The organism is Aminithiophilus ramosus, from assembly GCF_018069705.1.
Taxonomy (GTDB): Bacteria; Synergistota; Synergistia; order Synergistales; family Aminithiophilaceae; genus Aminithiophilus; species Aminithiophilus ramosus.
The window spans coordinates 1,319,568-1,333,632 of sequence record NZ_CP072943.1 but is presented as its reverse complement, the minus strand read 5'-3'; the positions used below and the strand labels follow the sequence as shown (position 1 = coordinate 1,333,632).

Below are 14,065 nucleotides of genomic sequence, written 5' to 3'. Positions count from 1 at the left end.
CGGAAGGAGAAGAGGCCTGCCAGCGAGGCCTTTCGCGAAGTCTCCGAAGGGGCTTGGCCCCTTGCCGGGAACACGAACCGATGGGGCTACCGCCCCGTGAGGGGCGGGTTCACGTTCCCCGGTCTTGCCGTCGACGTCACTGCCGGAGGTCGGTCGGGACAGTGGCCCTGTCCCGACTGCGGCAAGGATGTCCGCAGTCCCAGGTCAAAACCCTCTTGGCGCAGGCAGGACGGGGAGTTCCGAGAGCTTCGGGACGCTTTTCGGCCGAAACCCTTCATGTAAAGACGACGGTATCGGGGCAATTCCCGGTCAGCGGGGGGCTCCCTTTTTGACGATGACGATTGAACATCCCTTGTCGGCAGTGAAATGAGCCTGAAGTCCCATTGGCTCGGGCCTACCGATGAGGTAGGATCTTCAGGAAGCGGTACGCTCTCAGTAGAATTACCGGATCATGACAATCAGGACCCCGAAACAACGATGCTTTTCAAGGCTTCCAAGCCCGTGATGATCTCCGACGGCAGGAAAGGAGGTGCGACAACCCCCAGCCAGTACGAGGTAGCGGGCGGCGAAGACGGACCGAAGAGGTGCACGAGGCGCGATGGGACGATGCGGAAAGGAAACGAGGAAACTTCGCCGTCATCCCCCCTCTCGACCGAGGCCCCTTCGGCCGCAGATAAAAACACAACTCAAGGGGGTTGCACACGAATGAAAAAGTTCTTTGCTCTGGTGGCCGTGGCCGTTCTCGTGGCCTTCGCCGCTCCCGCTCTTGCCGCCAATCCGTTCATGGATGTTCCCATGAATCATTGGGCCTATGATGCCGTCAGCCAGCTCACCTCCCACGGCGTCATCACCGGTTACCCCGACGGCACCTTCAAGGGCAACCAGCCCATGACCCGCTACGAGCTCGCCACCCTCGTGGCCCGCGCCCTGGCCGTCGTCGACATGGACAAGGCCAGCAAGCAGGATGTGGAGATGCTCAAGAAGCTCGTCGTCGAGTTCAAGGACGAGCTCGATGCCCTCGGCGTGAAGGTCGACGAGCTCGACAGCCGCGTCGCCGTCCTCGAGGACAACCTCGGCGGATGGAAGCTCTGGGGCGAGTTCCGCTTCGATGCCAAGTGGGCCGGCGAGTCCGGTCAGTATGATGACGAGTACACGCTGAAGGGCGACACCGAGTTCGACCTCAACCGCTACCGTCTGTGGATCAGCAAGCAGATCGACGACAACACCAAGTTCGTCGCCCGTATCGGCAACTCCAGCGGCAACCTCAGCTGGCAGCGCTACTACGTCGAGATGAAGCTCGGCTACGACATCACCATGACGGCCGGCCAGTGGCTCTTCGACTGGGAAGACGAGTCCGGTCTCTATGTCGACGAGGATGCCTGGTTCACCGATATCACCGTCAAGGGCTTCTGGTTCGCCAAGGACTTTGGCATGGCTGACGTCCAGGCCATCGTCGCCCACAACGACGACCGCCTCGTCGGCGACGGCGACTACATGCTCTACGGTCTGCGGGCCAACTTCAACTTCAACGAGCAGTTCCGCTTCGCCCTCCAGGGCCTGGCCAAGAGCTACGACGATCCCAACGGCCTGGGTCTGAACCAGGACGAGTCCGTCTACTGGGCCGACTTCGCCTTCAACTTCAACCCCAACATCGCCTTCAAGGGCGCCTACTTCGTTGAGGACCTCGACACGGCCTACCGTGCCAACGAGGACAGTCCCAAGGCTTTCAAGGCCATCGTCGACGTGAAGCAGGAGGCCTTCGGCTTCACCAGCCTCTGGCTCGAATACGCCAAGCTCGATGAGGGCTTCAACGTGTGGAACGCCAACAACGCCGGCGACGCGTTCGCCTACGACGCCTACGGTGCTTCCGTGCTTATCAACCGCAACTGGGATGAGACCGATATCCTCTTCGCCTACCTCACCCAGAAGTGGAACGACAAGTGGACCACCTTCGAGCGTTACCTCCAGGCCGAGTACGACACCACCGGCGTCGACGACGCCAAGAACTGGACCTTCGGCGTCCGCTACCAGCACACGCCGGCTGTCATGTTCGAGCTCTCCTACGATGATGTTGACTGGGGCGACAGCACCCTCGCCGGCACCCGGACGGGCGACGACCATGTCGTTCGCTTCCGCACCCACGTCAAGTTCTAAGCCGATCCAAGGAGCATAAAAAGGGAGAGCCTTCGGGCTCTCCCTTTTTTGTGGCTTTCTCCTTCCCCTCTGGGGTATAATGGCGACGCTCTGACAAGAACGAACAGGAGGCACGACGCCATGAGACGAACCGCGACAGCCCTGACTCTTTCCATTCTCTGCCTTTTCGCCCTGCCCGCCTGGGGGGCCACTCCTTTTGAGGCGGCCGTCAAGCAGTGGGGACGGATCCAGAACGTGGCAGATGCCTCTTACGGCAACTTTACCGACATCACGGCCGTCTATTGCTCGGCCCAGTACGTCGAGGCCCTCATCCAGAGCGAGGCCGACAAGAATCTCTGGACGGCCGACGAGACGGACCGCTACCGCTATCAGCTGCTGAGCACGCTCAATCTCCAGGAGCAGGTAGCCATCCACCTCTCCTTCGACAACCGCGGCTCGGCCCTCCGCATGGCTCCCTTCGACAAGCAGATCAAGCTCTGGATCGGCAAGAAATCCTACGAGCCCGTCGACTTCGACAGACGCTTCAACTTCAAGCTCAACGGCAAGTTCGACGGCTATGTCTATTTTCCCCGCTACGACGACAAGGGCAAGGATCTACTCGAGGGCGTCAACACCCTCCGGCTGGAACTCGACGGCGGTGCCATTCCCGCCGCCGACGGGAGGCGGAAGGTTACCTTCGTATGGGACATCTACAAGGACGATCCTCAGGCCCTTTATCAGGGCAAGGCCATGGCCCGCCTGGAGCTCGACCGCCTTCTGAAGCGTGTCGAGAAGCTCTCGGGCGAAAAGGGCGAGCTCCAGGCCAAGCTGGTTGAGATCGAGCAGGAGATCCGCGAGATCTCGGCCCGCATCGAAGAGCTTCAGAAGCAGTAATCCCGCACTCGTCGCGGAGGCGTAAAGGCGGAGGGGAGCCCCTGGGCTCCCCTCCGCCTTTACGCCTGTCCATTCCCCGGAGGGAATCACTGGCACCTGTTCTGTCGCCTTTACCCGGTCGTCATGTCCGAAGAAAGAGAGGGATGAGCGATCCTTCGGCGAGCCCTCTTTCAAAGGTAGAGACGGTAGGCCATCAGCCCCAGCCATTCCCGGAGGGCGAGGCAGGACTGAAAAAGGGCGCTCCCGTCGGGAAGCAGGTCGAGGGCCGTAGGGGTCCTCCCGTCGGCCAGGCGTCCCACGGGCCAGGCGTGGAGGGTCAGGCCGGGAAGGGCTTTCCCGGCGCTGAGGAGAGCTCGTCTCATATGGTAGGCATGGGTGACGACGACGACGTCGGTGATCGCCTCCGCCGCGAGCAGAGGCGCCGATCGGGCCAGGTTTTCCCAGGTGGTCCGAGATCGGCCTTCGAGGACGAGGGGACCTTGGAAGCCCCATAGGATCAGTCGCCGGGCCATGGCTTCGGCCAAGGTTTCGTCCCCTCCGCGGAGGGAGCCTCCGGAGAGGATGATGGGCCAGCTCCGGTTTCGAGCCAGCTCCCAGGCTCCGACGAGGCGTTGGAGGGTGTGGGGTTTGAGTTCCCGCTCTCCGTCGGCTCCCTCCCAGACGCCTGCGGCGAGGACGACGATGGCGGCACGATGTCCCGCCTCGGGCAGGGTGGATTCGACGTCCTCCAGAGGCGCGAGGAGACGGCGGCTCGATGCGGGAGCCGAGAGCAGGTAGAGCAAGGTCGTGAGGAGGAGCAGGGATGACCCCAGGAGCGGTTTCCGCGGCCTTCGGAAGGCCATGAGGGCGCAGAGGAGAAGAAGGGCGACGATGAGGCCCGGGGGGGTGGCGAAACTTCCTGCGAGCTTGTAAAGGAAGAAGGTCATCGGTTTTCCTTTCTCTGTGGGGCTTTGTCGGGACAGGCGCGGCGTCGCGGCGACGTCGCGCCCCGTTCCTTTTCAGGCCCTTTCGCTGTCGTGGAGGCGCAGGACCTCGACGAGGGCGTCCCGCGCACGGGCCAGGTGATCTCTCAGGGTGGCGACGGCCTTGTCCCTGTCGCCGGCCATCATGGCCTCGATGATGGTCACATGCTCCAGAGAGGAGGTGCCGAGGGGCAGTTTCACGACGGAGTAGTGACGGCAGAGGTTGATCTGGTCGGAGATGTTCTCCAGGACTTCCTGGAGGTATCGGTTGTGCGAGGCGGCGCTGATGGCGGCGTGGAAACGGCGGTCCCCTTCGAGAAAGACGGTGACGGGAATGGCGTCGGTGGCATTCCTGAAGATGGACAGGCAGGCCTGAAGTTCTTCCAGCGGGGGGTTCTTGCAGGCCCGCTCCATGGCGATCAGTTCCAGTCCCGAGCGCAGCTCGTAGAGGTCGAGGGCGTCCTGAACGGTGGGAAGGGCCACATAGGCTCCGCGGCGGGGGATGAGGACGACCAGCCCCGTCTGGGCGAGTTGACGGATGGCCTCACGGACGGGAGTGCGGGAGACGGCGAGCTGATCGGCCAGCTCGACCTCGCTGAGGCGCTGTCCCGGCGGGATGATGCCGTTGACGATGGCTTCCTTGATTTTTTCGTAGACGATCTGTCTCAGGTCGGTGTTCCGGGCCGGTGAGAGGGGGCTGTCCATTTCTGTCGTTCCTCCTTGCCGCGCGTCAGTTCCCGCCGGCCCGACAGACGTGATCGGTCCAGAGGGAGAGGGCGTAGATGGCGTCGGAGAGGCGATTGATGTAGGCGTAGGCCCTTTCGTCCAGCTCTTCCGTCCGGAAGAGTGCCACGGCTGCCCGTTCGGCCCGGCGGGCGACGGTGCGGGCCATGTGGAGGGCCGCACCGGAGGGGCTGTCGCCGGGCCGGACGAACTGGAACCGGGTGCCGACGATATTTTTGACCTTGAGGACGATGGCGTCCAGCTTTTCCGCGTCGGGCTCCTTCTGGCCGGGGTAGAGGGCCAGATAGCCCATGACGCCGTAGAGGTCCGTCTCCAGTTCGAGAATGCTTTCGGCGAGCTCAGGCGCGCAGGCCGTGGCCCGGGCCAGTCCCAGGGCGGCCTGGCATTCGTCGATGGTGCCGTAGAGTTCCACTCTCGGATGGTCCTTGTCGACGCGGGTCCCGTCGCCGAGGCTCGTCTTTCCCCTGTCGCCTCCGCGGGTGGTGATCCAGATCTCCTTGTCGCTCATCGTTTTTCCCCTCTCTCGAAACGATTCTCAAGGTGATGGAACGGAAATGTTTTTTTTTGTGTAAAGCATACGGCAAACAGGCTTCCGATACAACCGAAAAAAGAGTTAAAGTTTCCCCGGCGGGGCGAAAAGGAACCTTGTATGGCGTATAGCGAGTCGGGAGGGGTATTGCCGGGCCCCTGCACGGGCAAAAAGAGTGGCAACCTCGCCGATCCGGCAGGAGGTGGCCGGAGAGGCGAAAGGTTGTTCCGGATCGAAAGACGCGATGAGTGGACGGGTGCGGCTTCGGGTCGCCTCAAGCGGGCTTGTTCGACGGGGCTGGCCCCACTACAATGGCTGGGCAGGAGAGACCTCTTCCGCCTTTCGCGGAAAGAGGATCATGGATATCGGAGATGGAGGAACGTAGGGGCATGGAGTCTTTCGCCAGGGAGCTTTTCGGTTTTTTCCCCCTCGAGTGGGCCGTCTTTCTGACGGCGGCGTTGCCGATCATCGAACTTCGAGGGGCCATCCCCATGGGGATCTCGCTGGGAATGGCCCCTCTCGAAGCGGCGCTGATCAGCCTTGCGGGAAGCACGATGCCCGTGCCTTTCATTCTTTTGGCCGTCGTGCCCGTCTTCAATTGGCTGAAGAGGACGCCCTTTCTCAAGGCGCGCATCGACAGGCTGACGGAGAGGACTCTGCTGAAAAACGGAGGGAGACTGGAGCGGTACGGGGCCTGGGGGCTGCTCCTTTTCGTGGCCGTTCCCCTGCCGGGGACGGGCGTCTGGACGGGCAGCCTCCTGGCGGCGCTTTTCGGCATGCGCTTCCGCTTCGCCTTTCCCGCCGTCTTCATGGGCAACGTCGTGGCCGGAATCTTGGTCATGGCCCTGAGCCACGGCCTCTTCTCCCTGATCCGGGGGTAGCTTTGCCCCAAGGGCCGTTTCCGTAAGCGAGCGACGCCGTTCCTGCCGTTGTCGTTGTCTCCAACGGCCCCGAGGGGGGCCGGAGGGGGGCCCTGCGGTCGGAAGGACTGCCGAGGTCCGAAGAGCGGAGAGGCGTAAGGACAGAGGCGGCGGAGCCTTCCGGCTCCGCCGCCTCTGTCCTCTTGTCGGGACGTCCCGAAAGGGGGTCCCTAGCGGTCGAGCTGGCGCACGACGTCGATGACGCTTCCGTCGCGCCATTCGACGACGCCGATGATGCGGTCCTTCGTCGCCACGGGCTCCATGGGGCCACTCGTTTTGCGGGCCCTTTCGGCCAGTTCGTCGACGGTGACGAGGGGGACGTCTCCGGCCTCTTTGGCGGCGTCGATGAGGTCCTGCCTCAGAGGGTTGATGGCGACGCCGAACTCGGTGACGATGGCGTCGACGACCGAACCCGGAGTGGTGACGGTGTAGACGTCGTCGACGACGCAGGGGATGCGGCCCCGCAGCAGGGGCGTCGTGATGATCGTCAGCTTGGCTCCCGAGGCCGTGTCCTGATGGCCGCCGATGCCGTGGAGAAGGGCTCCGTCGGCTTCGGTGTTGACGTTGGCGTTGAAGTGGCGGTCCACCTCGGTGGCTCCCAGCACGACCGTGTCGAGCATGTTGACGACGGCTCCCGAGTTCCAGGGGTTGGCGTACCAGTCGGCCGATATCTCGACGTGGTTGAGGTTCTCGGCAATGGATTTGACGGCGACGAGGTCGAAGGACTGGACGTCCATGAGACGCTCGAAAAGGCCCTCGTTGAGCATGTCGACGAAGAAGCTCGTGATGCCGCCCAGGCCGAAGCTGCCCTTGATCGCCCTCTTTCTCATGACTTCCCTGACGTAGGCGGCCACGGCCAGGGAGATGCCGCCCGCTCCGGTCTGGAAGGAGAGGCCCTCTTTGAAATAGGGGCTCGATTCGATGAGGGCCGCCGCGTGGTGGGCGATGAGGAGCCTCATGGGATCGCGGGTGACCTGCGTCGTCCCCGAGACGATGCCCGCCGGGTCGCCGATGGAGTCGACGACGACGACGAAGTCCACCTTGGTCTGGTTGATCGAGACCGGCGTCAGGGGGAAGGGGATGAGGTTGTCGGTGACGGCGACGACGCAGTCGGCTCCATCGGCGTCGGTGACGGCGTAGCCCAGAGAGCCGCAGGCCGAACGTCCCAGGCGTCCCGAGAGGTTGCCGTAGCGGTCCGCCGAGGGGGCGGCGATGAAGGCCACGTCGATTTTGACGTCGCCGGCGATGACGGCCCGGGGACGGCCGCCGTGGCTGCGGAGGACGACGGGAGACTGGAGGCCGCCTTCGGAGGCGAGCTGGCCGATGGGGCCGTTGACCGAGCCCATGATGCGGCTGATGACGCCGCTTTTGATGTGGGGGATGAGGGCCTTGTGGACGCCGAAGAGGGCCGTGGGGAAGATCGTCAGGTCCCGGATGCCCATCTCGGCGCAGGCGTCGATGACCTGGTTGACGACGTAGTCGCCGTTGCGCAGGTGGTGATGGAAGGAGACGGTCATGCCGCTTCGGAGCCCCGAGGCCCTGATGGCCTCTTTGATGTCTTTGACGGTCTTGTCCGTCCTGTCGTTGAAGGTGGCCTTCAGTTTCCCGCCGGCCCGGTTGCCCTCGGGTTTGCGGGCGTCGTGCCCCATGAAGGGGATGACGGGGCCGTAGCCGTCGATCTGGCTCGGGACGTCCCGTCCTGCTCTGTTGAGCGCCATCTTACTGCACCTCCTCGAAGAGGCCGGCCCGGGTGAGGGTGAAAACGGCCCGTTTCACCACGGGGGCATCGACCATGCGGCCGTCGACGGAGACGGCTCCCAGACCTCGCTCGGAGGCCTCCTTGGCGGCGGCGACGATGCGCCGTGCCCTGTCGATCTCCTTTTCCGTGGGCATGAAGACGGAGTGGATGACGGAAATCTGGCGGGGGTGGATGACGCTTTTGCCGTCGAAGCCGAGCTGTTTGATGAAGGTCGTCTCTTTGACGAGGCCTTCGTCGTCGTTGATGCGGGGGAAGACGGTGTCGAAGGCGTCGATGCCGGCGGCGCGGGCCGCCAGGACGACGCGGCGCCGAGGACCTTCCAGTTCGGTCCCCTCGACGGAGCGCTGCGTTCTCAGGTCGGCCGTGAGGTCTTCGCCTCCGGGGCAGATGGCGTCCACGCGGGGAGAGGCCTTGGCCACGTCGTAGGCGTTCCAGATGCCCTGGGCCGTTTCGAGGAGGCAGCAGATCTTCGTCGTTCCCACTGCGATGCCGGCCTCTTTTTCGATTCGGTTCAGGGCCTCGTCGACGGCCCGGACCGTTTCCGGTCCTTCCACCTTGGGGACGCGGATGCCGTCGATGCCGCAGGGCACGACGGCTTCGAGGTCCTTTTCCCAGAGGTCGGTATCGACGCCGTTGATGCGGACCGTCACGTCGCAGTCGCCGAACTCGCCTTCTTTGAGGATGCGGCTCACGAGGATGCGGGCCGAGTCCTTTTCGTGGACGGCGACGGCGTCCTCCAGATCGAGAATGAGGCCGTCCGATCCGAAGAGCCAGCCCCGCAGAAGCATGTTGGGGTTGTTCCCCGGCAGGTAGAGCATGGTCCGGCGGAGCTTCATGACCTGTCACCTCCGGTCAGGCGTTTCCAGGCCGCCTCGACTCGGGCCGCCAGAACGATATCGAGGGCGCCGTTGTCCTGGACGTTGGCGACGGCGTCGACGGCTCCCATCTGACGCAGCGTTTCGAGGACGGTCTTTTCCATGGTCTTGCCGAATCGGGCGGCGCTCGCCCCGGAGAGGGTGACGGTCATGCCGCTTCCGGCCGTCCCCTCGGTGAGGCTCACGACGCAATCCATCGATTCCAGCGTCCCAGCCTGTGCCGTTTTCATGATCATGCCTCCTTGTGTGAACGAAAAGAGGCCCGCTGCGGTGAGCGGGCCTCCGCGAACGAGGTCCCTCTTAGTCCTCGTAGCCGACGGTCTTGGTCCAGTCGCACATGGCCTTGACCTTGGCCTTGGCCTCTTCGAGGCGCTTGCCCGTGAACTGGGGGTTGAGTTTCTGGCCGACGGCGGCGGCCATCTCGATGGTGGAGGCGGCGTTCTTCTCCCAGTCGGGGTCGTGGCGGAAGTCGCGGAGCACGTCGTAGGTGAGGACCTTGCCCTCGACGAGGACTTCGCCGATGGCCTTTTCGAGGCGGGCGCCCTGGTCTTCGAGGCCCAGATAGTCGAGCATCATCTTGGCTGTCAGAAGGATGCCGCAGGGATTGACGCGGTACTGGTGGGCGTACTTGGGCACCGATCCGCTGCTGGGCTCGAAGATGGCCGTCGTCGCGCCGATGTTGCCGCTGGGGGCGAATCCCAGGCCGCCCGTGAGCTGGCTGGCCTCGTCGGAGAGGATGTCGCCGAAGACGTTGCTGGCGACGACGACGTCGTAGTCCTGGGGATTCTTGATGAGCCACATGGCCGTGGCGTCGGCGTTCTCCTCGACGGCTTCGATCTCGGGATAGTCCTTGGCGACCTTGAAGAAGATCTCCTTCATCATGCCGTCGGTGGCGCGGATGACGTTGGCCTTGTTGCAGTTGGTGATCTTCTTGCGGCCCACGGCCTTGGCGTACTCGAAGGCGGCGCGGATGATCCGCTCGCAGCCCTCTTCGGAGTAGACGCGCCAGGAGACGGCCACTTCACCCTTGGTCTTGAAGCGCTCCATTCCCTTGTGGACCTCGTACATCTCGGCGGGAAGGGGGCGGAACTCGACGGCCGAGTAGAGGTCTTCCGTGTTTTCCCGGAACATGACGACGTCGATCTTGGGGTCGCCCTTGAGGGGGGTGCCGACGCCGGGGAGGGTCTTGGCGGGGCGGAAGTTGATGTAGAGGTCGAAGAGCTGGCGCATCTGGAGGATGGCCGACTTGAAGCCCTTCACGCCCGGCTTGGAGGTGATGGCGGCCATGAGGGTGGCGTCGGTCTTCTTGATGGCCTCGATCGTCTCGGGCGGAACGGTGTTGCACCGGGGATCGCCCTCGCCGAACTTGGCGATGGACTTCTCCCACATGCACCAGCCCAGGTCGGCCCGGATCCAGTCGATGGGCAGATCCATGGCTTCGAGGGTGAGCAGGGCGCCCTCCATCATGTCGAAGCCCGAGTCGTCGCCCGCCATGTAACAGACCTGGTAGCGATCCTTCTTCTCCTTGACCTTCATGACGTTGCGGCTGGCCATAGCGTCTCTCTCCTCCCGTAATGGCGGCCCACTGGGCCCTGTCTGTGGGCGGGACGAGGACGTCCCGCCCCTTCTTGTCCGTCTGTGCGGCGGTCTATTTCAGTCCCAGCGATTTCTTCACGTGGGGGATCAGGCCGCCGTCCTCGATGAGCCCCTTCACGAAATCGGGGTAGGGGGGGAAGGGGAACTCTCCTCTTGCGGTGAGGACCTTGCCCGAATCGAAATCGACGGTCACCGTTTCCCCGGCCTCGATGGCCTCGACGGCCGCGGGGGAGACGATGATGGGAAGCCCCTCGTTGAAGCAGTTGCGGTAGTAGATGCGGGCGAAGCTCTTGGCGATGATGGCGCCGATGCCCCGCTCCTTGAGGCAGCTCACGGCCTGTTCCCGCGAGGAGCCGCAGCCCCAGTTCTTGCCGCCGACGATGATGTCGCCGGCCTGGGCCTTCTGGGTGAACTCGGGGTCCAGGTCCTCCAGGGCCACCTTGGCCATCTCGGAGCGCTCCTTGATGGTGTAGGTGTACTTGCCGGGGAAGATGACGTCGGTGTTGACGTCGTCGCCGTACTTCCAGACCTTGCCGGTGATTTTCATGGTCTAGAGCACCTCCCTGGGGTCGGCGATCTCGCCCTTGAGGGCGGAGGCCGCCACCGTCAGCGGACTGGCCAGATAGATGAAGCTCTCCTTGTTGCCCATCCGTCCCTTGAAGTTGCGGTTGGCCGTCGAGATGCAGGCCTCGCCGGGAGCGAGGATGCCCTCGTGGTTGCCCATGCAGGGTCCGCAGCCGGGGTTGGTGATGACGCAGCCGGCGTCGAGGAAGGTCTCGATGAGGCCTTCGGCCAAGCACTGGCGGTAGACCTTCCAGGAGGCGGGAATGACGATGGTCCGCACGGCCACCTGTTTGCCTCTGAGGATGGCGGCGGCGGCGCGCAGGTCCTCGATGCGGGCGTTGGTGCAGCTGCCCAGGAAGGCCTGATGGATGGGCGTGCCCTTCACGTCGTCGATGGCACCGTAGTTGTCGACGGTATGGGGCTTGGCGACGCAGGGGACGAGATCGCCCAGGTCATAGACGAGCTCCTTGGCATAGACGGCGTCGTCGTCGGCCCAGAGGGCCTCCCAGCGATCCGTCCTGGCCTTGCCCCTGATCGCCTCGAGGACCTTGGCGTCGGGGGGGCAGACGGCGTTCTTGGCGCCCATCTCGATGCCCATGTTGCAGAGGGTCATCCGCTCGGCGATGGACATGGCCTCGATGGCCGGTCCGTGGAACTCGACGGACATGTAGTCGGCGCCGTCGGCCTTGATGTCGCCGATGAGGGTCAGGATCAGGTCCTTGGCGGCGACGCCGGGCCTGAAGGAGCCCTTGACGGTGACCTTGAGGCTCTCGGGGACCTTGAACCAGATCTTGCCCGTCGCCCAGGCGGCGGCCATCTCGCTGCGGCCGATGCCGGTGGAGAAGGCGCCGTAGGCCCCGTAGGTGCAGGTGTGGCTGTCGCTGCCGATCATGATCAGGCCCGGGAGGGCGAAGCCCTCTTCGCACATGACCTGGTGGCAGACGCCGCCCCTGCTGGTGACGTCGAAGAAGTTGGGAATTCCCTGTTCGGCCGAGAACTCGCGGATCTCCTTGTGGTTGATGGCGTGGTCGTCGGAGGGAGCGGGAACGGCGTGGTCGAGGATGAAGACGATCCGTTCGGGCTTCCAGACATTCTTGACGCCGATCTTCTTGAACGTCCTGGCGATGGGCGCGGCGTTGTCGTGGCTCATGCAGAAATCGGGCTCGACGGTGACGATCTCACCGGCCGTGACGTCATAGCCTGCGGCCCGTCCCAGGGCCTTTTCGGCGAAGGTCTTGCCCATGACGTGCGCCTCCTTAAAGGGCCGTGCGGCTCTTGAGGTACTCGATGAGCCCGCCGGCGGCCATGATGTCCTTCTCCAGGTCGGCCACGGCGTCGCCGTGGAAGACCGTGCCCTTGGTGACGTTCTTCACTTCGCCCTTGGCGAGGTCGACTTCGAGCTCGTCGCCGTCCTCGATCTTTCCGTCCTTGATGGCCTGAGAGATGCCCTGGATGAAGAGGACGGGGTAGCCGTTGTTGATGGCGTTGCGGTAGTAGATGCGCGAGTAGTTCTCGGCCAGGACGACGGGGATGCCGGCGTACTTGAGGCAGTAGACGGCGTGCTCGCGACTCGATCCGCAGCCGAAGTTGGTGCCGGCCACGACGAAGTCGCCGGGCTTCACTTCCTTGGCGAAATTCTCCTTGCCGGGGTAGTACTCGAAGGAGTACTGGGGCATCTTCGCGGGGTCCGTCTCGGCCAGATACTTGTTGTGGTAGATGAGGTCCGTGTCGACGTCGTCGCCGAAGACCCAGGCCCTGCCGCGCAGGATCGTCTTTTCCATGATCGCCTTCCTCCTCGCCTTAGCCCAGAATGTCCCGCGGGTCGGTGATGACGCCGCGGACGGCCGTGGCCATGGCCGACATGGGGCTCATCAGGTAGGTGTGACTCCCCTTGCCCACCTTGCCGATGAAGTTGCGGTTCGTCGTCGAAACGCCCACGTCGCCCGAGGGGAGCGCGCCGTAGTGCTCGGCCGTGCAGAGCGAGCAGGTCGGGTTGGTGAAGACGATGCCGGCGTCGAGGAACTTCTCGATGTAGCCGGCGGCGGCGCACTTTCTCATGACCTCCCGCGTGGCGGGCGTGACGATGGTCCGGACCTTGGGCGAAACCCGGAAGCCGCCGGCCTCGAGGACCTTGTAGGCGGCCTCGATGTCCTCGAAGCGGCCGTTGGAGCAGGAGCCGATGTGGACCTGATCGACGTGGCTGCCGGCCACTTCCCGGACGGTCTTGACGTTGTCGGGGGCGTCGGGGCAGGAGGCCATGGGTTCGAGTTCGCTCACGTCGAAGTGGAGATCGTCGGAGTAGACGGCGTCGGCATCGGCCGCGAGGGCTTCGATCCGGTCGCGGACCTCTTCCCCTGCGCGGGCCACGAGCCACTCCAGGACGTCGCCGTTGGGCACGATGAGCCCCACCTTGCCGCTCATCTCCGTCACCATGGAGCAGAGGGTGATCCGGTCGGCCAGGGAGGCGGCCTCGATCGTCTCGCCGCCGAACTCGACGGCCTTGAAGAACATGCCGTCGGCCCTGAGGTCGCCGACGATCTTCGTCAGCAGGTCGCGCATGCAGACGCCCTTGGCGAATTTGCCCGTCACGGTGATCTTCATCGTCTCGGGAACGCGGAACCAGTTGGTTCCCTCGAACCAGGAGGCGACGATGTCCGTGTTGCCCACGCCCGTGGCGAAGGCGCCGACGGCGCCGAGGAGGTTCATGTGGCTGTCCGTGCCGAGGATGACGTCGCCGGGCTTGACGTGGCCGCGTTCGAGCAGCACGTGCTGGCCGATGCCCCAGTTGACGTCGAAGACCTTCTCGATGCCCTGGTCTTTGGCGAAGTCACGGATGATCTTCTGGTTCACGGCCACCTTCTCCGAGTGGGCCGGGGCCTGAAGGTCGAAGGTGAAGGCGATCTTGGCGGGGTCCCAGACCCTGCCCTTCCTGTCGGTCACGTCGAGGAACTGGAGCACGCAGTTGGCGCCGCCGAAATCGCGGGCCGTCGAGAGGTCGATCTTGCACCAGACTCGGTCGCCGACGCTCACCTCGCGACCTGCCGACCGCTCGATGATCTTGTGGATCATGGTCTTGCCCATCTTCTCGT

Annotated in this window: 14 protein-coding genes; 3 read left to right on the top strand and 11 right to left on the bottom strand. The window is 64.1% G+C overall.

Annotated features, from left to right (window positions below):
• Positions 1 to 705 precede the first annotated feature (705 nt).
• Together KAR29_RS06050 and KAR29_RS06045 are read left to right on the top strand one after the other, a co-directional pair.
• Positions 706 to 2,154: an S-layer homology domain-containing protein gene (locus KAR29_RS06050; protein WP_274374715.1), complete on the top strand. Its 1,449-nt coding sequence runs from the start codon at positions 706 to 708 to the stop codon at positions 2,152 to 2,154.
• Between the two features lie 120 nt (positions 2,155 to 2,274).
• Positions 2,275 to 3,027 carry a hypothetical protein gene (locus tag KAR29_RS06045; protein WP_274374714.1) on the top strand — a complete coding sequence of 251 codons (753 nt, stop codon included), beginning with the start codon at positions 2,275 to 2,277 and terminating at the stop codon, positions 3,025 to 3,027.
• Positions 3,028 to 3,197: 170 nt separating this feature from the next.
• On the opposite strand, the gene KAR29_RS06040 is transcribed toward KAR29_RS06045, so the two are convergent.
• The 3 genes from KAR29_RS06040 to KAR29_RS06030 all read right to left on the bottom strand — a co-directional run bounded on the left by KAR29_RS06040 (position 3,198) and on the right by KAR29_RS06030 (position 5,241).
• The gene (locus KAR29_RS06040; protein WP_274374713.1) at positions 3,198 to 3,953 is read right to left on the bottom strand and encodes a YdcF family protein; all 756 of its coding nucleotides are present in this window, start codon (positions 3,951 to 3,953) and stop codon (positions 3,198 to 3,200) included.
• 72 nt (positions 3,954 to 4,025) lie between these two features.
• A complete protein-coding gene (locus KAR29_RS06035; protein ID WP_274374712.1) occupies positions 4,026 to 4,694 on the bottom strand; it encodes a GntR family transcriptional regulator in 669 nt (222 codons plus the stop codon).
• A 25-nt stretch (positions 4,695 to 4,719) separates the two neighbouring features.
• Positions 4,720 to 5,241, bottom strand: coding sequence for a cob(I)yrinic acid a,c-diamide adenosyltransferase (locus KAR29_RS06030; RefSeq protein WP_274374711.1), 522 nt, complete (start codon positions 5,239 to 5,241; stop codon positions 4,720 to 4,722).
• Positions 5,242 to 5,633: 392 nt separating this feature from the next.
• On the opposite strand from KAR29_RS06030, the gene KAR29_RS06025 reads away from it, so the two are divergent.
• Positions 5,634 to 6,143 carry a COG2426 family protein gene (locus KAR29_RS06025; protein ID WP_274374710.1) on the top strand — a complete coding sequence of 170 codons (510 nt, stop codon included), beginning with the start codon at positions 5,634 to 5,636 and terminating at the stop codon, positions 6,141 to 6,143.
• Between the two features lie 209 nt (positions 6,144 to 6,352).
• Here KAR29_RS06025 and citF read toward each other — a convergent pair whose 3' ends face one another.
• From citF to KAR29_RS05985, 8 genes are all read right to left on the bottom strand, one after another.
• Complete coding sequence (gene citF / locus KAR29_RS06020; RefSeq protein ID WP_274374709.1) at positions 6,353 to 7,900, bottom strand: citrate lyase subunit alpha; 1,548 nt, start codon at positions 7,898 to 7,900, stop codon at positions 6,353 to 6,355.
• 1 nt (position 7,901) lies between these two features.
• A complete protein-coding gene (locus KAR29_RS06015; RefSeq protein WP_274374708.1) occupies positions 7,902 to 8,777 on the bottom strand; it encodes an HpcH/HpaI aldolase/citrate lyase family protein in 876 nt (291 codons plus the stop codon).
• On the bottom strand, positions 8,774 to 9,046 hold the full coding sequence (citD, locus tag KAR29_RS06010; RefSeq protein ID WP_274374707.1) for a citrate lyase acyl carrier protein: 273 nt from the start codon (positions 9,044 to 9,046) through the stop codon (positions 8,774 to 8,776). The genes KAR29_RS06015 and citD overlap by 4 nt, the downstream gene beginning before the upstream one ends.
• Before the next feature lie 70 nt (positions 9,047 to 9,116).
• Complete coding sequence (locus tag KAR29_RS06005; RefSeq protein WP_274374706.1) at positions 9,117 to 10,370, bottom strand: isocitrate/isopropylmalate dehydrogenase family protein; 1,254 nt, start codon at positions 10,368 to 10,370, stop codon at positions 9,117 to 9,119.
• Positions 10,371 to 10,464: 94 nt separating this feature from the next.
• The gene (locus KAR29_RS06000) at positions 10,465 to 10,959 is read right to left on the bottom strand and encodes a LeuD/DmdB family oxidoreductase small subunit (RefSeq protein WP_274374705.1); all 495 of its coding nucleotides are present in this window, start codon (positions 10,957 to 10,959) and stop codon (positions 10,465 to 10,467) included.
• Between the two features lie 3 nt (positions 10,960 to 10,962).
• Positions 10,963 to 12,219 (bottom strand): 3-isopropylmalate dehydratase large subunit, encoded by a 1,257-nt coding sequence (locus KAR29_RS05995; protein WP_274374704.1) that lies wholly within the window; start codon positions 12,217 to 12,219, stop codon positions 10,963 to 10,965.
• Between the two features lie 13 nt (positions 12,220 to 12,232).
• Positions 12,233 to 12,757: a LeuD/DmdB family oxidoreductase small subunit gene (locus tag KAR29_RS05990; RefSeq protein ID WP_274374703.1), complete on the bottom strand. Its 525-nt coding sequence runs from the start codon at positions 12,755 to 12,757 to the stop codon at positions 12,233 to 12,235.
• Positions 12,758 to 12,776: 19 nt separating this feature from the next.
• The gene (locus tag KAR29_RS05985; RefSeq protein ID WP_274374702.1) at positions 12,777 to 14,057 is read right to left on the bottom strand and encodes a 3-isopropylmalate dehydratase large subunit; all 1,281 of its coding nucleotides are present in this window, start codon (positions 14,055 to 14,057) and stop codon (positions 12,777 to 12,779) included.
• Between the last annotated feature and the right edge of the window lie 8 nt (positions 14,058 to 14,065).

What these genes read in the sequence shown, in the direction of transcription:
- KAR29_RS06025 (WP_274374710.1), top strand. Translation starts at nt 5,634, where the DNA reads ATGGAGGAACGTAGGGGCATGGAGTCTTTCGCCAGGGAGCTTTTCGGT.
- KAR29_RS06000 (WP_274374705.1), bottom strand. Translation starts at nt 10,959, where the DNA reads ATGAAAATCACCGGCAAGGTCTGGAAGTACGGCGACGACGTCAACACC.
- KAR29_RS06045 (WP_274374714.1), top strand. Translation starts at nt 2,275, where the DNA reads ATGAGACGAACCGCGACAGCCCTGACTCTTTCCATTCTCTGCCTTTTC.
- citD (WP_274374707.1), bottom strand. Translation starts at nt 9,046, where the DNA reads ATGAAAACGGCACAGGCTGGGACGCTGGAATCGATGGATTGCGTCGTG.
- citF (WP_274374709.1), bottom strand. Translation starts at nt 7,900, where the DNA reads ATGGCGCTCAACAGAGCAGGACGGGACGTCCCGAGCCAGATCGACGGC.
- KAR29_RS05995 (WP_274374704.1), bottom strand. Translation starts at nt 12,219, where the DNA reads ATGGGCAAGACCTTCGCCGAAAAGGCCCTGGGACGGGCCGCAGGCTAT.
- KAR29_RS06030 (WP_274374711.1), bottom strand. Translation starts at nt 5,241, where the DNA reads ATGAGCGACAAGGAGATCTGGATCACCACCCGCGGAGGCGACAGGGGA.
- KAR29_RS05990 (WP_274374703.1), bottom strand. Translation starts at nt 12,757, where the DNA reads ATGGAAAAGACGATCCTGCGCGGCAGGGCCTGGGTCTTCGGCGACGAC.
- KAR29_RS06005 (WP_274374706.1), bottom strand. Translation starts at nt 10,370, where the DNA reads ATGGCCAGCCGCAACGTCATGAAGGTCAAGGAGAAGAAGGATCGCTAC.
- KAR29_RS06050 (WP_274374715.1), top strand. Translation starts at nt 706, where the DNA reads ATGAAAAAGTTCTTTGCTCTGGTGGCCGTGGCCGTTCTCGTGGCCTTC.
- KAR29_RS06015 (WP_274374708.1), bottom strand. Translation starts at nt 8,777, where the DNA reads ATGAAGCTCCGCCGGACCATGCTCTACCTGCCGGGGAACAACCCCAAC.
- KAR29_RS05985 (WP_274374702.1), bottom strand. Translation starts at nt 14,057, where the DNA reads ATGGGCAAGACCATGATCCACAAGATCATCGAGCGGTCGGCAGGTCGC.
- KAR29_RS06040 (WP_274374713.1), bottom strand. Translation starts at nt 3,953, where the DNA reads ATGACCTTCTTCCTTTACAAGCTCGCAGGAAGTTTCGCCACCCCCCCG.
- KAR29_RS06035 (WP_274374712.1), bottom strand. Translation starts at nt 4,694, where the DNA reads ATGGACAGCCCCCTCTCACCGGCCCGGAACACCGACCTGAGACAGATC.